Source organism: Geofilum rhodophaeum, assembly GCF_002210225.1.
Lineage (GTDB): Bacteria > Bacteroidota > Bacteroidia > Bacteroidales > Marinilabiliaceae > Geofilum > Geofilum rhodophaeum.
Window position 1 is genome coordinate 79,689 of sequence record NZ_MWUJ01000014.1, and the last position, 25,387, is coordinate 105,075.

General features: G+C 50.8%; 19 protein-coding genes. 9 read left to right on the forward strand and 10 right to left on the reverse strand.

Translation table 11 applies throughout. The annotated features are described in order from the left end of the window. Positions 1-588: 588 nt before the first annotated feature. Positions 589-831 (reverse strand): GlsB/YeaQ/YmgE family stress response membrane protein, encoded by a 243-nt coding sequence (locus tag B4W65_RS12675; protein WP_088655532.1) that lies wholly within the window; start codon positions 829-831, stop codon positions 589-591. A gap of 236 nt (positions 832-1,067) precedes the next feature. Between B4W65_RS12675 and B4W65_RS12680 the strand changes: the two genes are divergently transcribed. Continuing rightward, positions 1,068-1,877, forward strand: coding sequence for an SDR family oxidoreductase (locus B4W65_RS12680; RefSeq protein WP_088655533.1), 810 nt, complete (start codon positions 1,068-1,070; stop codon positions 1,875-1,877). A gap of 8 nt (positions 1,878-1,885) precedes the next feature. Beyond that, complete coding sequence (locus tag B4W65_RS12685) at positions 1,886-2,290, forward strand: acyl-CoA thioesterase (RefSeq protein WP_088655534.1); 405 nt, start codon at positions 1,886-1,888, stop codon at positions 2,288-2,290. Positions 2,291-2,406: 116 nt separating this feature from the next. On the opposite strand, the gene B4W65_RS12690 is transcribed toward B4W65_RS12685, so the two are convergent. From B4W65_RS12690 to B4W65_RS12700, 3 genes are all read right to left on the reverse strand, one after another. Next, positions 2,407-4,512, reverse strand: a complete 2,106-nt coding sequence (locus B4W65_RS12690; RefSeq protein ID WP_088655535.1) for a glycoside hydrolase family 97 protein — start codon at positions 4,510-4,512, stop codon at positions 2,407-2,409. 195 nt (positions 4,513-4,707) lie between these two features. Next, complete coding sequence (locus B4W65_RS12695) at positions 4,708-6,348, reverse strand: DUF6377 domain-containing protein (protein WP_088655536.1); 1,641 nt, start codon at positions 6,346-6,348, stop codon at positions 4,708-4,710. A 15-nt stretch (positions 6,349-6,363) separates the two neighbouring features. Beyond that, positions 6,364-7,002 carry a LysE family translocator gene (locus B4W65_RS12700; RefSeq protein ID WP_088655556.1) on the reverse strand — a complete coding sequence of 213 codons (639 nt, stop codon included), beginning with the start codon at positions 7,000-7,002 and terminating at the stop codon, positions 6,364-6,366. 161 nt (positions 7,003-7,163) lie between these two features. Here B4W65_RS12700 and B4W65_RS12705 point away from each other — a divergent pair, with 161 nt between their 5' ends. The 3 genes from B4W65_RS12705 to B4W65_RS12715 all read left to right on the forward strand — a co-directional run bounded on the left by B4W65_RS12705 (position 7,164) and on the right by B4W65_RS12715 (position 12,132). Next, positions 7,164-9,410, forward strand: coding sequence for an inorganic phosphate transporter (locus B4W65_RS12705; RefSeq protein ID WP_088655537.1), 2,247 nt, complete (start codon positions 7,164-7,166; stop codon positions 9,408-9,410). A gap of 341 nt (positions 9,411-9,751) precedes the next feature. After that, on the forward strand, positions 9,752-10,744 hold the full coding sequence (locus B4W65_RS17395; protein WP_088655538.1) for a porin: 993 nt from the start codon (positions 9,752-9,754) through the stop codon (positions 10,742-10,744). A 44-nt stretch (positions 10,745-10,788) separates the two neighbouring features. Continuing rightward, positions 10,789-12,132, forward strand: a complete 1,344-nt coding sequence (locus tag B4W65_RS12715; protein ID WP_088655539.1) for a hypothetical protein — start codon at positions 10,789-10,791, stop codon at positions 12,130-12,132. Positions 12,133-12,558: 426 nt separating this feature from the next. Here the strand turns inward: B4W65_RS12715 and B4W65_RS12725 are convergent, their stop codons facing one another. From B4W65_RS12725 to argF, 6 genes are all read right to left on the reverse strand, one after another. Further along, positions 12,559-13,272, reverse strand: coding sequence for a LytR/AlgR family response regulator transcription factor (locus B4W65_RS12725; protein ID WP_088655541.1), 714 nt, complete (start codon positions 13,270-13,272; stop codon positions 12,559-12,561). Positions 13,273-13,728: 456 nt separating this feature from the next. After that, positions 13,729-14,412, reverse strand: a complete 684-nt coding sequence (locus B4W65_RS12730) for a TrmH family RNA methyltransferase (protein ID WP_088655542.1) — start codon at positions 14,410-14,412, stop codon at positions 13,729-13,731. Positions 14,413-14,501: 89 nt separating this feature from the next. Continuing rightward, complete coding sequence (locus B4W65_RS12735) at positions 14,502-14,774, reverse strand: HU family DNA-binding protein (protein ID WP_088655543.1); 273 nt, start codon at positions 14,772-14,774, stop codon at positions 14,502-14,504. 202 nt (positions 14,775-14,976) lie between these two features. Then, on the reverse strand, positions 14,977-16,905 hold the full coding sequence (locus B4W65_RS12740; RefSeq protein ID WP_088655544.1) for an LTA synthase family protein: 1,929 nt from the start codon (positions 16,903-16,905) through the stop codon (positions 14,977-14,979). A 268-nt stretch (positions 16,906-17,173) separates the two neighbouring features. Next, entirely contained in the window at positions 17,174-18,214 is a 1,041-nt protein-coding gene (asnA, locus tag B4W65_RS12745) for an aspartate--ammonia ligase (RefSeq protein WP_088655545.1), read from the reverse strand. A gap of 138 nt (positions 18,215-18,352) precedes the next feature. Beyond that, a complete protein-coding gene (gene argF, locus B4W65_RS12750; RefSeq protein ID WP_088655546.1) occupies positions 18,353-19,354 on the reverse strand; it encodes an ornithine carbamoyltransferase in 1,002 nt (333 codons plus the stop codon). Between the two features lie 212 nt (positions 19,355-19,566). Here argF and B4W65_RS12755 point away from each other — a divergent pair, with 212 nt between their 5' ends. The 4 genes from B4W65_RS12755 (at position 19,567) to B4W65_RS12770 (ending at position 25,285) form a co-directional block, all read left to right on the forward strand. Next, positions 19,567-20,280 carry a hypothetical protein gene (locus B4W65_RS12755; RefSeq protein ID WP_146697786.1) on the forward strand — a complete coding sequence of 238 codons (714 nt, stop codon included), beginning with the start codon at positions 19,567-19,569 and terminating at the stop codon, positions 20,278-20,280. Positions 20,281-20,401: 121 nt separating this feature from the next. Further along, complete coding sequence (locus B4W65_RS12760) at positions 20,402-22,846, forward strand: FtsK/SpoIIIE family DNA translocase (RefSeq protein WP_088655548.1); 2,445 nt, start codon at positions 20,402-20,404, stop codon at positions 22,844-22,846. Between the two features lie 544 nt (positions 22,847-23,390). Then, a complete protein-coding gene (locus B4W65_RS12765) occupies positions 23,391-24,053 on the forward strand; it encodes a LolA family protein (RefSeq protein WP_088655549.1) in 663 nt (220 codons plus the stop codon). A 263-nt stretch (positions 24,054-24,316) separates the two neighbouring features. Continuing rightward, positions 24,317-25,285 (forward strand): bile acid:sodium symporter family protein, encoded by a 969-nt coding sequence (locus B4W65_RS12770; RefSeq protein WP_088655550.1) that lies wholly within the window; start codon positions 24,317-24,319, stop codon positions 25,283-25,285. Positions 25,286-25,387 lie beyond the last annotated feature (102 nt).

Here is a 25,387-nt window from a genome sequence, read left to right on the forward strand (position 1 = left end):
TTCTTCATATCATAACCCAAGAGACAGACACTACATCTACCTGGTGACCTCACACCCGCACAGCCGCAGGGGCACGGGTGCCACAAGGCCGCGGACTTCACTCCGCTTTCCAGAACAGGCGCTCCGCGCCTGACCACTTCCTCCCAATCATAACCCAGGGGACAGGCACTCCATCTACCTAGTGACCTCACACCCGCACACCCGCACAGCCGCAGGGGCACAGGTGCCACCAGGCGTGGACTTCAGTCCACTTTCAAGAACAGGCGCTCCGCGCCTGACCTTATTATCCCAATCATAACCCAGGGTTTCAACCCTGGGAGGCCCTGTGCGTCGGAGGACTTCAGTCCTGGGAGACCCCTGGGAGGCCCTGTGCGTCGGAGGACTTCAGTCCCGGCAGCCCCCTGGGAGACCTCTGGGAGGCCCTGTGCGTCGGAGGACTTCAGTCCTGAGAGACCTCTGAGAGACCCCTGGGAGGCCCTGTGCGTCGGAGGACTTCAGTCCTGAGAGACCTCTGGGAGGCCCTGCACCGACAGCCGGACCGCCCCCCTACAGGCCCAGCCCCAAAGGGCCTGGGCCTACTACCACCAGCTACTTCTTCCTAAACAAAGACACGATCCACAACAAAATGACCGCACCCACAGTAGCAGAAATCAATTGCCAAAGTAAGGTAGCTCCACCAACTCCCAACATACTGAACACCCATCCGCCCAACAAGCCACCAACCAAACCTATAATCAAATTCAGCAACAAACCTTGTCCGCTGCCTTTCATAATAAGACTACCCAGATAACCGGCAGCCAAACCAATCAAAAGTGACCAAAGAAGTCCCATGACTCAAAAATTTTAAGTTATACAATAACGCTTTCTAAATTTACCACTATTTTTGACAAGACAAACAAAACCGGGATGAAAACCCCAGTGCCCTATAAGTCCTCCCGGATCCGTTTATTAATTATGTTCCTGTAGATACGAAACCCGGTGGCATACTGGTTCATAAGGAGCCAGTAACAAAGCTGATACAGATTTACGCCATGGTTTCATCAGGCCCTAAACAGCCTTAAATAAAAATGAAAAATAAAGTAGTGATCATTACAGGCGCTTCCTCAGGCATTGGACTGGCAACAGCCAGAGAATTTGCCCGAAGAGGAGCTGCTGTATCTTTAGGTGCCAGGTCGGCCGACAAGCTGGAGGCCATCAAAGCAGAACTTCTGGAACAAGGGCATCAGGTTTCAGTAACACCTACCGATGTCAGCAATGAACAGGATTGCCAGCGACTGATCGAAGACACCATTCAAGCCTTTGGCAAAATAGATATTCTGATCAATAACGCAGGACTATCGATGCGTGCCCTTTTTAAAGATCTTGATTTGGAGGTGATGCGGCGCCTCATGAACACCAACTTCTGGGGCACGGTCTATTGCACCAAATACGCGCTTCCCTACCTGCTTGAGCAAAAAGGCTCAGTCGTCGGCATCTCCTCCGTAGCGGGCTACATCGGTCTGCCAGGCCGTGCCGGCTATTCCGCCTCCAAATTTGCTATGCACGGCTTTTTGGAAACACTGCGCACCGAAAATCTCAGGACCGGGCTACACGTTCTCATCGCAGCCCCGGGTTTTACAGCTTCCAACGTACGCAAATCGGCCTTAACGGCCGATGGTCATGCCCAAGGAGAAACCCCACGGAGCGAAGAGAAAATGATGTCGGCCGACGAGGTGGCTGTGCATCTTTATCGCGCCATAAAGCACCGAAAACGCACACTCATCCTCACCTTCATCGAAGGCAAATTTTCGGTCTGGCTCCGTAAATGGTGGCCCTCACTGGTCGATGATCTCACTTACAGAATCATGGCGCGCGAGCCGGACAGTCCCTTTAAATAAAACCAATTATGCTTTACAACAAAACCCAGATAAAAGTACGCTACGGCGAAACCGACCAAATGGGCATTGTCAACAACGCCGTTTACCCCAGCTGGTTCGAGATTGGTAGAACCGAGCTCTTCGACGAGCTAAAACTGCCATATTCGGAAATGGAGAAACAAGGTATTATGTTGCCCCTTTCCGAACTCCACATCAAATACCATTCACCCGCCTATTACGGCGACACGGTAAGTATTGAAACCTCTGTGAAAGAGATGCCGGGTGTACGCATCACTTTTGATTACCGGGTAACGCACAACGAGCGACTGATTGTTAGCGGCCAAACCGTTCAGGCCTTTATCAGTGCTGAGACCCGACGCCCCATCCGCATCCCGGATCACCTCCGTCACGCCCTCAGTCCCCACTTCCAGTAGACCTGGTCCCAATCAGAGGCGGCACAGCCGCCGTGCGGACTTCAGTCCTGGGACCTGGCCAGCCAAAAAAGGGGGCCTAAGCCCCCTTTTCCCCTTCACCCTTCTCTCTATACTCTTTACTCTGCTGGCCGGAAGCTGATCGCATAACCACCACCCGGAGCACATTGTATTTTCAACTTCGTCTTACTGCTGACCTTTTTCTTCTCAATTTTATAGGCCTGAGCATTGTTCTTGTAATGCGCATCCTTGGCATCCTTATATATAATGGCCTCATACTTTCGGTTCGCATCCAGAAAATCCAGACTAATTTCAGAAGTATGGCCATTTTCATCCACCGTACAGCCTACAAACCATTCGTCACGGCCCTTGGCTTTACGCGCATAGGTCACATAATCACCCGGTTCGGCCTCCAGTACACGACTGTCGTCCCAGTCCACCGCCACATCTTTAATAAACTGGAAAGCATCCATAAAACGCAGGTAGTTCTCGGGCAAGTCTGCCGCCATCTGCAGGGGACTGTACATGGTAACATACAATGCCAGCTGACGGGCAATGGTGGTATTTACCCACGAGTGATTATCGGGATTCAACTTTTTAATGTCCTGCTCAAAAATACCCGGCGTGTAGTCCATGGGACCCCCAATCTGACGGGTAAAGGGCAAAATGGTGGTATGATCGGGTTTGCTGCCGCCAAAAGCCTCGTACTCGGTACCGCGGGCCGACTCGTTGGCCAGCAGGTTGGGGTAAGTGCGCGACAGGCCGGTGGGACGCACAGCTTCATGTGCGTTCACCATAATTTTGTATTCGGCAGCCTTTTCCAGAGCATAGATGTAGTGGTTCACCATCCACTGACCGTAATGATGTTCACCACGGGGAATGATGTCGCCCACATAGCCACTCTTTACCGAATTGTATCCATGGTCCACCATAAACTGGTAGGCCGCATCCATATGTCGCTCATAATTGCGTACCGAGCTTGAAGTCTCGTGGTGCATCATCAAGCGCACCCCTTTTTCGGCCGCATAGGCGTTCAACATTTCCACATCAAAATCGGGATAGGGCGTTACAAAGTCGAACACATAGTCCTTCGACTTGCCAAACCAATCCTCCCAGCCCACATTCCAGCCTTCTACCAATACCGCATCAAAACCATGCTCGGCAGCAAAATCGATGTGCATCTTAACGTGTTCGTTGTTGGCCCCATGCTTACCGTTGGGTTCCACCTTCGAATAGTCGGTCACCCCCAGCTTTACCGCAGGCAAATCGCTATAGGCCCAGCTGCTTTTACCGGTAATCATCTCCCACCATACGCCAATGTACTTAATGGGCTTAATCCACGAAGTATCTTCAAAACGGGTAGGCTCATTCAAGTTCAGCGTTATTTTACTCTCCAAAATGGTGGCTGCCTTGTCGCCCACAATTACCGTACGCCAGGGCGAGTTAAAAGGGGCCTGAATGTAACCCTTATTGCCTTGTGCATCGGGTGTTAGGTGCGACTCAAAAACAAGACTGCGGTCGTCCAGCTCAAGGTGCATGGCGCTGTACTCCACCAAAGCCGCCTCGTGCAGATTAATGTACAAACCATCATCGGTCTTCAGCATCAAAGCCGTCTGCACGCCCGTCTCCGAAAAGGGGGTCTGTGAAGCATTCGGGGTTACCGCCTGCTTCATCAACCCCCTGATCTCTGTCAGGCGTGACGTAGTGTAGTCGTATTCTTGTGTATCGTAATCACCGGCTATCCAATAAGCGGTATGATCACCCGTCATCGCAAACTGCGTACGCTCCTCGGCAATTACAAAATAAACCAGCTCGTCCTGCTCCGGAAACTCATATCTGAAGCCCAAGCCATCATCAAAAACCCTGAAACGGATCACCATATCCCTTTCGGTGCTGGTCTGACTCAGCGTAACGGCCATCTCGTTGTAATGGTTGCGAATGGTCTTCCACTCGCCCCAAACCGGCTCCCAGGTCTCGTCAAAAGTACTGCGTTGTACATCACTCAAAACGAAACCCGTCAACAAATCGTCCACGTCCTTTAACTCCAAACCCAGACGACTGTCCCTAATCACCGGCTTGCCCTTGTAGTCCAATCGGTAAACCGGCGACCCGTTGCGCACTTCAAACCGAAGCACCATATTGCCATCGGGCGATTTAAGCTCCTCTGCTTTCATCGAAAGCGTAACTGTCATGACTGCCATAATCAGCAAAAAGATTTTTTTCATACTATCTGAATATTAGTGAGATCACAAATGCTTAGCAACAAAGTTAGGCACTCATCCACACCAATACCAGCGCACCCAGTAAAAAAGTAGTAAAACGCAGCAACAAATAAATCACAAAAACACTAGCAAACAACAACATAGACTTTAAACCCAGTGCACAAAGCCCCCTAAAAAAGTAGTAGAAAATAAAAGGGTTCAGGCCTTATCGAGGCCAATCTTCAGCACCTCGGCCTCCAAAAGTCCCCGTTCGCCCGCTGCTTTATTGCGGGTACGCGTACGGTAGTTGTAGATGGTCGAAACCGAATAACGAAGAAAGTGCGCAATCTTTTCGCTGTCGCTGATGCCCAAACGGATCAAAGCAAAAATCCTTAACTCGGTATTCATTCTTTCCCCCGGTTTCAGCTCAATGCGCTCAGGCGCATGGAGCAAGGCGTTAAAATCCTCCACAAAAGAGGGAAACAGCCGCAAAAAGGTTTCGTCAAAGCCCCGGTAAAACTCCTCCAACTCAGCGTCCACCCCCTCGTAAGTCTTCACAGCCTCCTGCAAAGCCTTGGCGCCGCCTGTCTGCGCCGTCTTCTTCAGTACCGAACGGTAATCCTCCAGCTTCTTCAGGTACAGCGAACATTGCTCCATGTAGCGACCAATGTACTCTTCCTTAATCATACTGCTGTCGCTGATCAGCCGATTCATTTCCTGCAATTGCCGGTTACTGTCGCGCAACTCACGGTTGGTGCGCTCCAACTCCACGTTGAGGACCGACAAGGCCTTTCGTGCTCTGCGCAAACGCTTCAGCTGCACCCCAACCAACACCACTGCCACCACCAATACCAGGGCCAACAAGGCGATTGCCAGTAAAAAACGGCGCAGTTGCTGCTGCTGCCCCGCAATCTTACTCCGGTAAGCTGCCTCAATTAAAGGATAAATGCGCGAAATACCAATCGTGCGCAAACGCGCATTCCCCGCCGTTGCATCGTCCAACGAAGTCTGCACATAACGGTAAGCCCTATCCACATCGCCCCGCTCATACAACAAACCCGCCAACTGCCAAAGCGAAATGTATTCCTTCACCGCCGATTTCAAATCCGACACCGACGACAAAGCCAGATAATGCACCGCACTATCGGCCTCTCCGGCACTCAAAAAAGCATTGCCCATTAAGTGATACACAATGGCCCTGTGATGCTCACCACCAGCCTCAAGTCCGGCATCATCTTGCAACAAACGCAAAGCCGCAGCATAATCGCCCTGCTCAGCCAAAACTTCAAAAGCCGCCATAACATAGCCCGATGCAGAAGGCACATCATACTTTAAAACCGAATCGCGGTACTGCACCCGCAAAGCCTCGTAATGCGCCTGTTCCGAAGCAAAAGGCACATAACGACTCAGCGACTCATAGAGAGAACGACTCAAATAGAACATCCGGAGGCGACGACCGACGTCGGTCGCGCCTTGCTCCACCTCAGCCAACAAGTCCACCGCCTCCCTATACAACCCCGTGGCATTATACACCGCCACACGGTCCAACAATGCATCCGTCCGCCAATCCTCCCGCCCCTGCTCAGTAGCCAAAGTGTAACGAAGACCTGCATAACGGTAGGCCGAATCGGCATTGAAAGATAAATTGGCAGCAAACAAGCGGCCCATCAAAGCGAAGCGAGCTCCAGGATCCCTTGTCAGCACCAGCACAGCGCGCAACTCCGTCAGCTCAGCCTCACGCTGCGCCACATAGTGTTCCCGCTCGTCGAGCACACGATCCAAGCGCTGCAAAACCTCTTCCGAGGCCTGCAACTCAAAAACCGCCAACAACGAAAAAAGGAGAACAAACCGGAGCACCATAGCGATATCCTATTTTTACAGCAAAAACTCTCGGAAAAGCCAGACCACCAAGCCCACAACAACCAAAACAATAATGGTCGCTCCGGCAATTTTATTGATCCAGAACAAACGCCGCAAATTCACTGCCTGCCTAAACAATCCCACCACCGAAGTCAACAGCAACCACCAGGTAGTTGCCCCCAAAAACACCCCCAAAATCAGCACCAGCTGCCCCGCCAGTCCCGAATTGGGCGCCACCACCCCAAAACCGGCAAAGAAGGCGATAAAAAGAAAGAGCGCCAGGGGATTAGATATGGTAAGCAAGAAAGTTGATACAAAATCCTGCAAGTACGAACTCTTGCTGCGCCGCTGCCGGCGCAGCTGAACCGCAGGATTCGAGCGATAAATGTGCGCACCCAGCAAAAAGAGAATCACCGCACCAAAAATCTGAATCCAAAAAATCTGTTCCTCAATAAAAGCAACAATAAAAGAGAGACTAAATCCAGCAATAACGGCGTAAATTGTATCCGAAACAGCAGCACCCAAACCAGAGAAGAAACCCGCCAGTCTGCCTCGCTGCAAGGTACGTTGGATGCACAAAACGCCAATTGGCCCCAAGGGAACCGAAGCCGAAAAGCCAACAATCATACCTTCAAATATGCCGCTCCAAGTCATATTGCAAATATCCGAAAAAAATCCAAAGCCAACAGGCAATATCACGAAAAATGGCCCTTTCAGCACTTAACAATTTCTTAACATAGGTTTAACAAACACACAATATCCACCACAAATTATGCACCTAAGTTTGCCGGCAATAAAACCACAGGAATAAAACAATGGAAAACATTTATCTGATTTTGGTCGTCGTACTGTTTGTACTGGCCATATCCGACTTGGTTGTAGGGGTCAGCAACGACGCCGTCAACTTCCTCAATTCAGCCATCGGCGCCAAAGCGGCCCCATTTAAAATCATCATGGCTGTAGCAGCACTCGGAGTCTTCATCGGAGCCACCTTTTCAGGCGGCATGATGGAAATTGCCCGAAAAAGCATGTTCAACCCCGAACATTTTTACTTTCAGGAAATCATGATCATCTTCCTGGCCGTAATGATTACCGACGTCGTGTTGCTCGACTTATTCAACACCTTTGGCATGCCCACCTCCACCACCGTATCCATAGTCTTTGAACTGCTGGGAGCCGCCGTTGGGGTAGCCATCATCAAAGTCATGAACGACCCTTCGGTATCCATGAGTCAATACATCAACTCCGCCAAGGCCCTGGCCATCATATCCGGCATACTTATTTCCGTAGTCGTTTCCTTCACAACGGGAGCCATTGTTCAGTACATCACACGAGCCGTTTTCTCCTTTCGCTACCAAAAGCGCATCAAATACCTCGGCGCACTCTGGGGCGGCATCGCCATTACCGCCATCACCTACTTTATTCTGGTAAAAGGCGCCAAAGGAGCCTCCTTCATGACTCCCGAAGCACAAAGCTGGATCAACAGTAACAGCAACCTCATCATTGTATACAGCTTGTTGGGGTGGACCGTCTTACTGCAGATTTTCCACTGGCTATTCAAGCTTAACATACTCAAACTAACCGTATTGGTAGGCACCTTTGCCCTGGCCATGGCCTTTGCCGGCAACGACCTGGTCAACTTCATTGGCGTACCCCTGGCCGGTTTCGATGCCTACAAAGCCTACATGGCCACACCCGGCGCCACACCCGCCAACTTTTTAATGGGCAGCCTGGCAAACCCAGTCAAAACAGAGACCTACATCCTGCTCATTGCCGGCCTGGTTATGGTAATTACCTTATGGACCTCCAAAAAAGCCCATCGGGTAGTGAAGACCTCCGTCGACCTGAGTCGTCAGGGCGAAGGCGATGAGCGCTTCGGCTCCTCCTTCTTTGCCCGCTCACTGGTCAGAGGATCCATTGCCCTGTCCAACTCAGTAAGCTCCGTAATTCCCGCTCCCATTAAAAACTACCTGAGTAAGCAGTTTGAAATGCCCGATGAGCCGGTAAGCAAAAAAGCGGATGCACCCGCATTCGACATGCTGCGCGCCTCCGTCAACCTGGTCGTTGCCAGCATTCTTATCGCCAGCGCCACCTCCCTCAAGCTCCCACTGTCCACCACTTATGTCACCTTTATGGTAGCCATGGGCACCTCGCTGTCCGACCGTGCATGGGGACGCGATAGTGCCGTTTACCGCATCACCGGCGTGCTGTCCGTCATCGGTGGCTGGTTCTTCACCGCCTTCTCAGCCTTTACCATCGCCCTGCTGGTAGCCCTGGCCATCAGCTTCGGCGGATTCTGGGCCATTGGCGCCCTCCTGGCCCTGGCCATCTTCCTGCTGGTACGCACCCACCTGTTTGCTAAAAAAAGCGACAGCCAGACAAAAGCCAGTGAGTTGGAAATAGAAGAAACCGAAGGCGAACTGGCCTCTGACCGCATTCTCGAACAATGCAAAGGCAGTGTAGCCGATGTATTGCAACAAGTATCGGGACTCTATCTGAAAACACTTATATCCTTTGAGTCGGAAGACCGCAAACAACTCAAGGAAGCCACCAAAGAAGTAGAGGCCCTGAATCAGCACACCAAAAAGATGAAAACCAACATCTACCGGACCGTGCGCAAGCTGCAGGAAGAAAGCATCGATTCGGGACTGTATTACGTTCAGGTTCTCGACTATTTGCGGGAAACCGCCCATTGCCTCAACTACGTAACCAAGCCCTGCTGGGAGCACCTCGACAACAATCACAAAATCTTCTCCGACGAGCAGTTCTACGACATCAACAACCTGCAGGTTAAAGTCAAAGGTATCCTGCAAAAGTCCGTGAATATAATAGAAGGCGACAATTACGACCAACTGCCTAAGCTCCTCGAAGAACAGGCCAAAATACTTGAGCATTTGCGCCTCCTGCGTAAAACCCAGCTCAAGCGCATCAAAAAAGAAAAATCGGGAACCCGCATCAGCATGCTTTACCTGGGCATTTTGCACGAAACCCAAAACATGATGCTGCATCTGGTCAACCTGCTTAAGGCCCAGCGCGATTTTGCCACACTCATTAAAGAATAGTAAACATAGAAGAGACCGTTTCCGGGGACGCCCGGAAACGGTCCTTCAATACAACCTAAGCAAAAAAAAACATATCTTAAGCACTTTAATCAGCCCCCGGTATGGGGCCACCCCAGCCCGGCCTTCTATGCAAAACCCACTTCTTTAAAGACTTTGCGTAAGCAGACCAACAAACATTTATTAATAATTTATTCGTCACCACCGGCCTGCATCTTCACAGGAATGCCTGCCGTAATTCAATAAATACAAATTCCTTTTGCACCAGCGACACGTAAAGCCCGTCGTCAACTTGCACAAATCAGAAAAAAAGGTTTTATTTATTGGGAAAAACCGTCGGGAAAATGCAAAACAAATTCATCCTTAGCAGCCTGGCTCTGCTCCTGCTGTTGGGTCATACCACCACAGCACAAAACCAGACCGAAGATAAAGGTTACGTATACGGCCGAATCTTCTCCGAATTCAACACCACCCTCGAAGGGCCCAATGACCAAACCGCCTTCGAAGTAAAACGTGCCTACTTTGGTTACTACCGCGAGTTGCAAGACGGTTTTGCGGCCGAAGTAACCCTCGATATTGGCTCACCCAACGACGTATCCAACTACTCCCTGCTGCGCCGCTTTGCCTATTTCCGCAACGCAGCACTGTACTATACCCACAACAACCTGCGACTCGAATTTGGTCTCATTGGCACCGCCCAGTTTAAAGTTGCAGAAAACTTCTGGAGTCGCCGGTACATCTACAAATCCTTTCAGGACGAATACAAATTTGGCCCCAGTGCCGACATCGGGTTAAAAGCCGTATATACCACAGGGGTTTTCGAATTTGATGCCGGCATTTTTAACGGCGAAGGCTACTCATCGCTCCAAAACGACAACACCTTTAAACTGGCAGCCGGCGCCACCGCAAAGCCACTAAAAGGCCTCACCCTTCGCCTCTATGGCGACCATGCCTCCAAAAGCATCGATCAGAGTACCATCAGCTTTTTTGCGGGACAAAAAATGGGCCCCTTTGCGCTTGGTGCCGAGTACAACTACCAATTTAACCGCAACTTTGAAGAGGAACACGACCGCTTCGGATATTCCCTGGTGGGCGGCTATACGCTGACCGAAAAATGGAACTTCTTTGGGCGGTACGACTACCTCGACTCCAATATTCCTGAAGGAGAAAACCTGCCCTGGGCGCTCGCCGACGACGGCTCCGCCCTGATAGGCGGAGTCGAATTCAAAGCCACCAAAGGCATTCGCTTCGCCCTCAACTATCAGGACTGGTACCCCGCAGCACAAAACAGCCCCAACGAGTCCTCCCTGCACCTCAACATCGAAGTACGGTTTTAAGCCTCCTGTCGTGCAGCAATCAACAACAAGTAAATCACTCCACCATGAAAAAATCGTTCCTCTTCCTTCTCATATTGACACTCAGTTACAGCTCCTGCCGTAAAAGCGATTACGAACTAAGCGATCAATACAGTCTCATTACCGACAATGGAAACGGCATTGGCACCACCACATGGACCGCCGATAAAAACTATCTTATCAGTGGACAAGTTTACGTAAACGACGGACAAACCCTCACCATTGAGCCAGGCACCATAATTCGAGCCAAAACAGGCCAGGGAGAAAAAGCCAGTGCCCTCATTGTAGCACGCGGCGGCAAAATCATCGCCAACGGCACCGCCCAAAATCCCATCATCTTTACCGTCGAAGGCGACGATCTGCAAGGATCCGTACCCATTGAATCCAACGGACTCTGGGGTGGTGTAATCATCCTCGGACACGCCCCCGTAAATGCCACCGACAACGAAAACTACATCGAAGGGATTCCCTTTGGAGAGTTGCGCGCCACTTACGGCGGCAACCAACCCGAAGACAATTCCGGCAGCCTCCGCTACGTATCCATCCGCCATGGCGGCACCCACCTAAGTGCCGGCAACGAAATCAACGGACTCACTCTCGGCGGCGTAGGAAACGGCACCACCCTCGAATACATCGAAGTCATCTCCAACCGCGACGACGGCTTTGAATTTTTCGGCGGCAACGTAAACGCCAGATACCTCGTCTCCGCCTACAACGGCGATGACGCCTTCGACTTTGATTTGGGCTACAAGGGCCATCTTCAGCACCTGGTAGGCATACAAGGACTCAAAGTAGAAGAAGACATCAACGACCCCGCTCTACTTATCGAACTCAGCGATCGCGAAGGCTATCCTCAAACCCGTCCCATTCTGGTCAACGGCACTTTCATCGGAAAAGGCCCCTCAGCCAACAACGCCATGCTGCGCTTCGACAAGAGCGCATCCGGGCACATTCTCAACTCCATTTTTATAGGCTCCTCCTACGGACTGCAAATCGAATATAAGGGACAGGCCAGCGACAGCTATCAGCTCTTCGTCAACAAAAACCTGCAAATCAACAACAACCTCTTTCACCATGTAGCCAACAACTCCTCCCTCCAAATATTCAGCGTTTACACAACCACCGGTCAGGACATAAGCGACGAGGATGCCCTCTTCAAAGCCCATTTTTCCGAAGGGCAAAACACCATCCTCGATCCCGGCCTCAACACCCAACTTCCCTACCAACTCCAACCCACAATCAGCGACCTTGGCCCCCTCGCCCCACTTCCCGACAGCCCCCACTTCCAAAACGTACCCTACAAAGGCGCCCTCGCCCCCGACCACAACTGGCTCCAAGGCTGGACCCTCCTCTCCACCCACCTCCCCTAGTCCACCCACATCCCATCTCTCCATAAACCACTTCCTCCAACATAAAGGCGGCACAGCCGCCGCGTGGACTTCAGTCCTGGGGCCTGCGACGACCCGAGAGACCTGCCACCTGCCACCTCACCCCACAGCCATAGGGCATGGATGCCCTATGGCCGCGGGTTTCAACCCGCTTTCCAGAACAGGCGCTCCGCGCCTGACAACTTCCTCCCAATCATAACCCAGGGTTTCAACCCTGGGAGGCCTCGTGCGTCGGAGGACTTCAGTCCTGGGACCTGGGACCTGGGCAGGCCCGGAGGGTCCTGGGACCTGGGCAGACCCAGAGGGACCTGGGACCTGGCCACCACCAGCACAGCCACCACCACCCACGAGCCCCCCCACAAAAAAAGGAGCCTCACGGCTCCTTTTTCTCTACAGTACACACTACTGCTATCTTGTAATCAAATTAATATCATCCAGCAACTTATCCCGGTACGACTTCCCAATCGGAATCACCTTATTCCCATTATCTGTCTTAATAATGACCGAGTTATCTTCAATCGCCTTAATCTTACCAAAATTCACAATATAAGAACGGTGAATCCGCATAAAACGATCCGATGGCATCCGATCTGCAATCGACTTCATCGTAAAGTGAATCGTATATTTCTCCTTAAAAGTATTCAGCACCACATAATTCTCCAGTGCCTCAATCCACAAAATATCGTCGTACTTCACCCTAACCAGTGAAGAATTGTTCTTGATAAAAATTTCGGTACTTTGCTTCACAGGATTTTCCTTCTTCTCAAAACGCTCCTTTGCACGAGTTACCGCTTTCAAAAACCGACCATAATGAACCGGTTTCAGCAAATAATCCGTCACATCATACTCATACGACTCCAAAGCGTACTTCTCCTGCGACGAATAAATAACTACCTGAGGAATAACATTTAAAGCCTTCAGAAATTCAATCCCCGACATTTCAGGCATCTCAATATCCAGAAAAATTAGATGCACCGGGTCACCAGAATTGTTGTTCAACATATTTACAGCTTCAACGGCACTCGAAAAAGAGCCCATAAGCCGTAAACCTTCTGTCCGCTGCACAAACTCCTCTACAATCTTAATAGACAGTTTATCGTCATCAACAATAATACAATTCATAGAGTCAGATTTTGTTCAAAAATACAAAATTAAACCATTAATAACGGCCCAAATCACCGATTTTTTACCGAGTTTTTCCCACCATGCCCCTCTACCTCTCCAGTACTGCGGCAGCACAGCTGCCGCGTGGACTTCAGTCCACTTTCCTACACAGGCGCAAAGCGCCTGACCTACCCCTCCCAATCACATATAGCCGAAGACTTCAGTCTGAGGCCGCGGACTTCAGTCCGCTTACATAAACAGGCGCCCAGCGCCTGACAACTTATTCCCAATCATAACCCAGGACTTCAGTCCTGGGACTTGGGCAGGACCAGGACCAGGGGCAGGGACCAGTCCTGGGACTTAGACCAGGGGCAGGGACCAGTCCTGGGAAGGGACCTGGGGACCAGGACCTGCGCCGCGACCAGGCCCACAGGCCACGAGAGGCCTACCACCGACCTGAGGCACCAGCTCCCCTTATCCCCTATCCTCAAAAAAACTCTCCTCAACCACACCAATCCGCTGAGTCGACTTCCGCAACCACTCCAACAACAACAACTCCCTGTCCTCAGCAGGCAGGCGCCAATCCACTTCCGAAGCACGCAAACGCGCCCCCAATTGCTGCAAAATAATCGCAACCGACACCGAAATATTCAAGCTCTCCGTAAAACCCACCATCGGAATACTCAGATACTCATCGGCCATAGCCCTCACCGTATCCGAAATACCGGTCATTTCGGTGCCAAAGACAAAAGCAACAGGCCCACCAGTCACATCAAAATCAGAAAGAGACACTGCCCCCTCATGCGGAGTAGTCGCCACAATCCTGTAACCACGCTTCTTCAAAGCCTTCAGGGCACGTTCACTATTTGAAGGCTGGCGATAATACCTGTTCAAAGTAAGCCACTTCGTAGCCCCCATAGTCACCTTCTTATTCACCTCATATACCTGGTGATCATCCACCAGATGCACATCCTGAATCCCAAAACAATCGCAACTACGTAAAACAGCACTCGCATTATGCGGATGCCATATATTTTCCAGCAATACCGTAAAATGCCTCGTACGACGATCCAACACCTCCTCCAGTCGCACCAAACGCTCCTCCGAGCGAATCGATTTCAAAAATGCAATATACTCCCTGCGAACAACAGGGGACATATCTTTAATACTCCTAAGCATAATACACCACAAAAAAAAAGAGAGCACCTTAAGAAGCACCCTCTTTCTAATTCCTTCGTGAGAATCGACTAGTTAACAGCGTCAGTCAACTCACTTCCAGCTTTAAACTTAATAACCTTTTTTGCAGGAATGGTAATCTCTTTACCAGTCTGAGGGTTACGTCCTGTACGAGCGCTTCTCTCAGAAACACCAAAAGAACCAAAACCTACCAAAGTAACACGATCACCTTTCTTAAGAGCATCACCGGTCACAGTAAGGAAAGCATCTAAAGCTTTTTTTGCATCAGCCTTGGACAATGAAGATTCCGCAGCGATAGCGTCAATTAATTGAGCCTTGTTCATAATAGTAATTAAATTTTAGGGTTAAAAACTATCGGTTTTTAATCTTACCTTCACAAATATAGAGTATTTATAGTGTCTTCCAAATTTACCGACAAAAAAAATCCGTCAAAAACCGCAATTTTTCAAGCCCTTAGCCACTTTCAGCCAATAAATCAGGTAAAAACGATTAAAAACAACAAGGGATTATTATCGCATATACCCCTCACCTACTGACAGTTAACCTATCCTCTATCATCCTATTATTATATTGTTGAATAACAGCCTTCATAAATGCCACCTCCTCCAGCGGCAAAGGCCTTTCATTCTTTAAATTACGCCTTAAAAGCGGATCAGCCAGACGATCATAAAATGCGACGACCTGCTTACCATCAAAATACAAGGCCCATTCGTTCATCAAAAACTGAAAAGTTTCATTCACAAAATTCAGCACAAAACGCTCTCCATTTTGCGACCCCTCCATCAGGTTCTTGCCAAACGCCACATAAGGATGCGGATAATCCAACAAAGATAAAACCGTAGGCAAGATATCCGTCTGTTGTGCCAAATCATGATTTAACCCCTGCAAACCCAAGCCCGGAGCATGCAACACTATAGGCACCGCAAAACCATTTATATTGGTCTTATACTCCACAAAATGGGAAGGTACACTATGATCTGCAGTCAAAACAAAAATGGTACGCTCATACCATGGCTCATCCCTCACCAAATCAAAAAACTTCCGCAAAGCCATATCCGTATAGCCTACACATTGGTGCAACGGCAAAGTCCCTTTAGGAAAAGCCCCCTGATATTTTTCAGGTACCTTAAAAGGATGATGAGAAGAAACCGAAAAGATGGCAGAAGCAAAAGGCTCGGGAAAAGCCTTTAGCTTTTCCCCAAAAAACTCGAAAAACGGCTCATCCCAAATACCCCATATCCCATCAAATTCCGTATCATTTCCAAACTCTGTCTTCCCATAATACTCCTTAAAGCCCAACAAATTGGCAATTGCATCAAAACCCATCGACCCATTGGGTGCACCATGAAAAAACGAAGTATGATAACCCTCCTGCTCAAGCAAACCAGCCAATCCATTGATCTTGTTCGATGAATATTCCGACACCACATAAGGCTGTACCAATGCCGGTAACGACGCCAAAATCGAAGGCATGGCATCAATCGATTTCCGCCCATTGGCAAAGCCCTGCGAAAAAGTCAACGACTCCCTCATCAAAGAATCCAGAAAAGGCGTGTAACCCGTGTAATTCCCATTGCCCAAATGCGGATTCAGGTAACCCGAATGCTCCCGGTTAAAACTCTCAAGAATAATAACCACCACATTTAAAGGCTTTAATTCCAACGATTCGGCCGGATAGACCTCTGGAGAATACACTGCAGCCACCTCCTCCGGATCATAATAGTTCAGGGCTTCAAAAGACTTCTTTCCAATGGTGCGCAACAAACTAAAAGGCGTATTCAGCACCAGTGCCATCTCCTCCGGAGAATCAACAAAACGCGCCGCATTACTCATATTGATGGGACGTGTACTGTGTCGATAGCCACCCCGCATACCCACCACCGTCAGTCCGCCAAACAAGGCAAGAAAAGCCAAACCACTCAAGCTGTACCACCAAGGAGCCAAAGCCCACGGCTTTGGCTTCAGCTTACCGTACAAAACAACCATCAGTCCAACCAACGCAAGCCAAAATACCAAAGCATACCAATAATCTACCAAAAACTGGAGCCACAAGCTCACCATATTCTCCTCATTGGCAAAAATATCGAAAACACTAAAAGTTGTTCGCTTCAGCGTAAACCTATAGTATATAATGTCACTCACATTCGCCCCCAGGCCAAGTGCATTTACACCAAAAAACAAATACCGCAAAAACCTTTGGTACCCAGCCCTAAACTTAATGCGAAAGGGCAGTAAAAACAACAAAAGGTAAAGCATATTCAGATACAAAAGAGCGCTGATGTCAAACATCATTCCCCCCTTCATAATCGTCAAAAAGCGCTCAAAACTCACATTCGGAAAAAAACTCGAATTGAAAAGATAAAACCCCACCCTGACCGTTGCATACAACAGCATCATCACAGCCATGCGATACACCAATACCACATACTCATTAATCTCCACCGACCGTCTCATAGTATCTCATTAAAAAAGGCAGCTCCGCTGCCACGTGGACTTCAGTCCACTTTCCAGAACAGGCGGCTCCGCGCCTGACCACTTCCTCCCAATCACATCACATTTAGACGAAGACTTCAGTCTGAGACCGCGGGTTTCAACCCGCTTACTAAAACAGGCGCTCCACGCCTGACCTATCCCTCCCAATCATAACCCAGGGTTTCAACCCTGGGACCCGGGGGGACACGGCCCGGGGGGCAACCCTGGGACCAGCGCGAGCCCCTACCCCCTACACCAAAAAGATATTGTTCAGCTTACACTTCTCACGCATATCATCCGGCCAAATACTTGCCTGAATCTCCCCAATATGCGCCTTACGTAAAAAGAACATACACAAACGCGATTGCCCAATACCACCTCCAATACTCAACGGAAGCTCATCATTCAGCAAACGCTTATGAAACATCAACTCCGACCTATGCTCCTCATTACGCAGCTTCAACTGACGGCGCAAAACCTCAGCATCTACCCTAATACCCATCGACGAGATCTCAAAAGCACGACGCAACGTGGGATTCCAAAGCAAAATATCCCCATTCAAACCCTCGTGTCCATTCTCCGTGGGAGTACTCCAGTCGTCGTAATCCGGAGCCCTGCCATCGTGTGGCTCCCCATTCGACAATTTTGCGCCAATGCCAATAATAAAAACCGCACCGTACTTCTTCACAATCGCGTCCTCACGTTCTTTCGAACTTAAATTCGGATACAACTGCAACAGCTCCTCCGCATGCACAAAAGTAATCTGTTCAGGCAACACCGGCCGAATTTGTGGATACTTCTCATAAACCACAAACTCCGTACGTTTCATCACCTCAAAAATGCGCGTAACCACCATTTTTAAGTAATCCAACGAACGCTCTTTAACCGTGATATGTCGCTCCCAGTCCCACTGGTCCACGTAGATACTGTGCGTATTATCCAAATCCTCATCCGGACGAATCGCATTCATATCCGTGTAAATTCCGTAACCAGGCTCAATGTCGTAATCGGCCAGCATCATCCGCTTCCATTTTGCCAGCGAATGAACCACCTCAACTTCACGATCGCCCATCCCTCTTACCGGAAAAGTCACCGGACGTTCAATTCCATTCAAATCGTCGTTCAAACCCGTTCCCTTCAAAACAAACAATGGCGCCGTCACCCTGCGTAAGCGCAAGTCGGCCGACAAAAATGTCTGAAACGAATCCTTAATAATGGTAATCGCATGCTCGGTTTGCTTCAGATCAAGCGGCGATTTATAATCCTTCGGTATATACAGTAAGTCAGTCATTGTACTGAAAAATAATTCAAAAAATACATTCCAAAATTTAACCAAAGCGCAAAAATAGCCGCATTAAACTTCAATTCAAAATGAAAACGGCAATATATTTGCTAAATTATAACAAATCAAGGTCCATAAATTAAACTCTCAATCCATCATTCCCAAAGTAGCCACCATAACCGCCTTAATAGTATGCAAGCGATTTTCGGCCTGATCAAAAACCACCGAAGCCTCCGACTCAAAAACCTCCTCCGTCACCTCAATGCCATCCATTCCAAACTTTCGGTAAATCTCCTCCCCAATCACCGTTTCCCGATTATGGTAAGCCGGCAAACAATGCAAAAACTTACACAAGGGATTATAGGTAAGTGCCATCAACTGCGCATTCACCTGATAAGGACGCAACAACTCAATCCTTTGTTGCCAGGCCCCCTCCGGTTCCCCCATCGATACCCACACATCGGTATACACAAAGTCCGCATTCCTCACCCCGGTGGCTACCTCATCTGTCAACTGGATAGAAGCCCCGGTATCCTCAGCCAAAAGACGACAGCGCTCCACCAAATGCTCCTCGGGCCACAAGGCCCGTGGAGCCACAATGCGCAAATCCATTCCCACCAAAGCAGCCCCCACCATCAACGAATGCGCCATATTATTACGTGCATCTCCCAAATAAGCCAGCGTCATCTCCTCAAAACCTTTGGGACAATGCTCCCGCATAGTCAATAAATCCGCCAATACCTGCGTTGGGTGAAACTCATCCGTCAAGCCATTCCACACAGGCACCCCCGCATACTTGGCCAAAGTCTCCACAACATGCTGACCATGCCCACGGTACTCAATGCCATCATACATCCGCCCCAAAACCCGGGCAGTATCCCTGATCGACTCCTTATGCCCCATTTGCGATCCGGCAGGACCCAAATAAGTCACACTCGCCCCCTGATCATGCGCCGCCACCTCAAAAGCACAACGCGTTCGCGTCGAAGTCTTCTCAAACAAAAGCACAATATTCTTATTCCTTAAATACTTAATCTCCTCCCCATTGCGTTTATCGTCCTTCAGCTGTGCAGCCAAATCCAATAAATAAACCAGCTCCTCAGGAACAAAGTCCAACAAAGTCAAAAAATTACGCCCAGCCAATCGCATATCAAAAATTTAAAATCAATCCAAATACCAGCTCCAAACAAAGAACCACTACTCCCAGCCGTCATGAATCCAAAAGAAACACAGCCAGTCACCAAGTAGAAACAAACTTTAAATATATAAGAATTTTGACAGAACGCCCCAATATCACCATTAAAGACACCCAGGCAAAAACAAAAAAAATTATCTTTGAACCTCAACCACAAAAAACAAATATGCAGTCAGCATCCCTACTCAAAATCAGTATACTCGCCAGCACCATACTGTTGCTCTTCAGCCAATGCCGACAGGCTGCCCCCGGGGGCCCGGAACAAGGCATCAGGCAGGGCACCATCATCTACGACATCACTTACCCCCGAAACCTCGACCTCGGCCCTCTGGCCTTCCTTATGCCGGGCGAACTCAAAGTACAATTTAACGAAGGCAAACAACGCCTCAGCTTCAAAAGCGACCTCAGTCTATACAACCTCGATTTTATACATACCAACCAAACCGACAGTTTCTATACCCTGTTGCGCGTACTCGACAAAAAACTATACGTCCCCAGCGAAAGCAACAGTCACCTCTTCCTCTTCAACCAGGAAGCCACCCAAAACATTCAATTTCACAAAGACACCACCCGCATCATCGCTGGTTACCCCTGCAACAAAGCCACCTACACACCCACCAACCCCCGTCATCCCGTAGTCAACATATGGTACACCAGCAAAATCGGCATTCAACACCCCAACCGCAACACCCCCTTCGAGCTCATACCCGGTCTCATGCTCGAATTTGAAATCACCTACAACAACATCACCTTCCACCTTCAAGCCACCCAAATTATGGAAGAAGAACATCCCGACAACCTCTTCCAAATCCCCAGTGACTACAAAGCCACCGACCTCGCCGAAATAGAACAACTCATCCAGTCCGTCCTCGCCACCTAGCCCTCCCATCATGAAGGCGGCTACGCCGCCGCGTGGACTTCAGTCCTGGGACTTGGGCCGCCCTCCCAACTCCCCCAAAAAATCATTACCTTTGCCAGCAACAGACAAAAACACCAAACCGATGTCCGCAAAACAAAAGAAAACCAGCAAAAGCAAAGGCAAAGGCAACCCCATCAAAAACCTCAAAACCAGCTTCAAAAGCTACAAAATACGCTTCACCGTCGGACTCCTAACCGTCGGACTCTCCCTCTACCTCAGCCTCGCCTTCATCTCCTTTTTAAGCAACGGCTACGCCGATCGCAGCAAATTCGACCTGCCCCTCAGCGACCTCCTCTTCAGCGCCACCGTACAAGTCGACAACATCGCCGGCAAATTCGGCGCCTGGGCCGCCGACCTCCTCATCAACCAATGGTTCGGACTCGCCAGCAGCTCCATCATCTTCCTCCTCTTCCTCATCGGCCTGCGCCTCCTCGGCACCAAAATACTACCCCTCAAACGCACCCTCTTCCACAGCGCCATCATCACCATTTGGCTCTCCCTCACCATGGGCTTCCTCTTCCTCCACAGCGTCGACGACCGCTACCTCCTCCTCGGCGGCGCCCACGGCTATCACCTCAGCACCTGGCTCCAAGCCACCATCGGCTGGGTCGGCACCCTCATCCTCATCATCCTCAGCCTCCTCACCTACATGGCCCTCACCTTCGACTGGTTCATCCCCTTCCTCAAAAAAAACACCCACATCAATCTGAGTAAAAGTGGAAAACAAGAAGAAGACCCCACAACCACCAGCCCACAAAACCCACAAACAGACACCCCCCAAGAACAAGAACAAGCCCTAAAACCCGAGCCCAGCCCCGAATTCGACCACACCATAAGTATTCCCAGCCAACCGGCCGCGGCACCACCGCAGCCGGACCAGCCAGAAACACCCACAGTCGTACAACTCGACCCCCAACACAACCTCCACAACCAAGACAGCGTCGAACCCGACCACGGCTTCCAAATCGAACAAGCCGCCGCCGAAGAAACCCTCAACAGCGCCGGGCAACAGCCCCTGGGCGACTACGACCCCACCCTCGACCTCTCCGCCTACAAAATGCCCACCTTCGACCTCCTCGAAGAGCACCAATCCAGCCAAGGCCGCGTCACAGAGCAAGAACTCATCCAATTCAAAAACAAAATCGTCAAAACCCTCGAAGACTATAAAATACAAATCAAAAGCATCAAAGCCACCGTAGGGCCCACCGTCACCCTCTACGAAATCGTACCCATGCCCGGCGTCCGCATCTCCAAAATAAAAAGCCTCGAAGACGACATCGCCCTCAGCCTCAGCGCCCTCGGCATCCGCATCATCGCCCCCATTCCCGGCGAAGGCACCATCGGCATCGAAGTCCCCAACTCCGAACCCGAAATCGTCTCCATGCGCAGCATCATCGCCAGCAAAAAATTCCAAAGCAGCAAATACGAACTCCCCATAGCCCTCGGCAAAACCATCTCCAACGAAACCTTCGTCTTCGACCTCGCCAAAGCCCCCCACCTCCTCGTAGCCGGCGCCACCGGACAAGGAAAATCCGTAGGACTCAACGCCATCATCACCTCCCTGCTGTACAAAAAACACCCCAGCCAACTCAAATTCGTCCTCGTCGACCCCAAAAAAGTCGAACTCAACATCTACAGCAAACTCGAGCGCCACTTCCTCGCCAAAATGGCCAACGAAGAAGAAGCCATCATCACCGACGTCCAGCACGTCGTCAACACCCTCCAGTCCCTCACCATCGAAATGGAAGAACGTTACGACCTGCTCAAAAAAGCCCACACCCGCAACATCAAAGAATACAACCACAAATTCACCAAACGCGAGCTCAACCCCGAAAAAGGGCACCGCTTCCTACCCTACATCGTCGTCATCATCGACGAATTTGCCGACCTCATCATGACCGCCGGCAAAGAAGTCGAAATGCCCATCGCCCGCATCGCCCAGCTCGCCCGCGCCGTCGGCATCCACATGATCGTCGCCACCCAGCGCCCCTCCACCAACATCATCACCGGCGTCATCAAAGCCAACTTCCCCACCCGCATCGCCTTCAAAGTCGCCTCCATGATCGACAGCCGCACCATCCTCGACAGCCCCGGCGCCAACCACCTCATCGGCCGTGGCGACATGCTCATCAACCAAGGCAGCGACCTCATCCGCGTCCAATGCGCCTTTGTCGACACCCCCGAAGTCGAGCGCATCAACGACTACATCGGCTCCCAACGCGGCTACCCCACCGCCTTCCTACTCCCCGAATACAGCGGAGAAGGCGCCAGCCAGGAAGCCGGCGAAATCGACCTCAGCAAACGCGACCCCATCTTCGAAGAAGCCGCCCGCATCGTCGTCGCCAACCAATCCGGCTCCACCTCCCTCGTCCAGCGCCGCTTCTCCATCGGCTACAACCGCGCCGGCCGTATCATCGACCAGCTCGAAGCCGCCGGCGTAGTAGGCCCCTTCGAAGGCAGCAAAGCCCGCCAAGTCCTCATCGCCGACGAACTCGAACTCGAACGCATCCTCACCACCCTCCCCTAACCCCCAAAAAATGGCCCACTTTTTGCATAAACATAGGCGGCAACGCCAACCCGCGGACTTCAGTCCGCCCGTGGACTTCAGTCCACTTACAAACACAAGGCGCAAAGCGCCTTACAACTTTGTCCCAATAATAACCCAGAGTTTCAACCCTGGGGCCTGAGCAGAACCTCAACCCTGGGACCTGAGCAATACCTCAACACTGGGGCCTGAGCAGAGCCTCAACCCAGCCGCCCGCGGACTTCAGTCCGCTTACAAACACAAGGCGCAAAGCGCCTTACAAAATTTGCCTTAATAATAACCCAGGGTTTCAACCCTGGGACCTGAGCAGAACCTCAACCCTGGGACCCGAGCAGAACCTCAACCCTGGGGCCTAGGCCCCAGCCCCGTCAACCCGCGGACTTCAGTCCGCCTGTGGACTTCAGTCCACTTACACAAACAGGCGCAAAGCGCCTGACAAAATTTGTCCTAATAATAACCCAGGGTTTCAACCCTGGGATAAACAACCCTGGGGAACCAGTAACAACCCTGGGATAAAACAACAACCATGACACACACACACCACATCATCGCCCTCACCATCCTCCTGAGCCTCAGCGCCAGCCTCCACGCCCAGAGTCCCGACGTACTCCGCGGCAAAGAAATCCTCGATCAAGTATCCCGGAAGACCAAAGCCTACACCAGCATCAAGGCCGACTTCTCCTTCACCCTCGACAACAAACAAGCCCAAATAACCGACACCCATAAAGGCAGCATCCTCATCAAAGGCGACAAATACAAAGCCGAAATCATGGGCGCAGAAACCTACTTCGACGGCCAAAACACCTACATGTACATGACCGACATCAACGAAGTCAACATCAGCGGCCCCGAAATGCTCGACGAAGAAGACAGCCTTAATCCAGCCACCATCTTCAGCATCTTCGAACACGGGCACCGCTACCTCCATGCAGGAGAAAGCACCATCAACGGCAAAACCGTCGACATTATCGACCTCTTCCCCGAAGAGCGCAACAAACCCTACTCCCGCATCAAACTCTACATCTACCGACACAACCAACAATTCGCCAAAATCGAACAAATAGGCAAAGACGGAACCAACTACATCATCGACATACACAAAATGGAAACCAACCTACCCGTCAACGACAGCGACTTCACCTTCGATCCCGCCCAACACCCCGGCATCGAAATCATCGACCTCCGCTAGCCCCCTTCACGGACTTCAGTCCGCCCATGGACTTTAGTCCACTTGCACAAACAGGCGCAAAGCGCCTGACAACTTTATCCCAATAATAACTCAGGACTTCAGTCCTGGGACCCGAGCAAGACCTCAACCCTGGGACCTGAGCAGGCCCCAGCCCCACCAACCCGCGGACTTCAGTCCGCTTACAAACACAAGGCGCATAGCGCCTTACAAAATTTGCCCCAATAATAACCCAGGACTTCAGTCCTGGGACCTGAGACCACACCATGAAACTCCCCATCGACAAGTTCGTCCCCGCACTCCTCCTCATGATCCTCATAGCAAAGATCTTTCCCGAGCCAGCAGTCAGTGAAGGCCCCATCAACCTGCATACCATAGGCGACATCGGCATCACCCTCATCTTCCTCTTTTACGGACTCAAACTCAACCCCAAAAAACTGCGGCAAGACCTCAGCAACTGGAAACTCCACCTCCTGGTACAAACAGCCACCTTCCTCCTCTTCCCCCTCCTCGTACTCCCCTTCTACTACGCCTTTGAAGACAGCAGTCACCACCTCCTCTGGCTCGGCGCCCTCTTCCTCGCCGCCCTGCCCTCCACAGTTTCCTCCTCCGTAGTCATGACCTCCATCGCCAAAGGCAACGTCCCCGGCGCCATCTTCAACGCCAGCATCTCCAGCCTCATCGGCATCCTTCTCACCCCCCTTTGGATGAGCCTCGTCATCACCACCGGCCCAACCCAAGCCAGCGACTTCAGCCACATCATCCTAAAACTCATCCTACAAGTCCTCGTACCCGTATTGGGGGGCCTCCTACTCAACCGTTACTTCGGCCACTGGGCACAAAAAAACGCACGCTTTCTAAAATTATTCGATCAAGCCACCATCCTGCTCATCGTATACCTATCCTTCGCCACATCCTTTCATCAAAAACTATTCGCCAACACCAAGCTCCTGCATCTCAGCCTCGTCATCCTACTAACAACCACCCTATTTTTCCTCATATACGGCATCATATCCCTCCTCTCCAAAAAACTAAAATTCGACAGAGAAGACCAAATTACCGCACTCTTCGCAGGCTCCAAAAAATCCCTCGTCCACGGCACCGTCATGGCCGGCATCCTCTTCCAGGGCATTACCGGAGTCGGCGTCATCCTCCTACCCCTCATGATCTACCACGCCCTCCAACTCATCTACATCGGCCTCATCGCCCAGCGCCTCTCCCGCACCACTTCATAGCCGGAGACTTCAGTCTGAGGCTGCGGGTTTTAACCCGCTTTCCAAAACAAGCGCAAGGCGCTTGACAACTTCCCCATCATAAAAGGCGGCACAGCCGCCGTG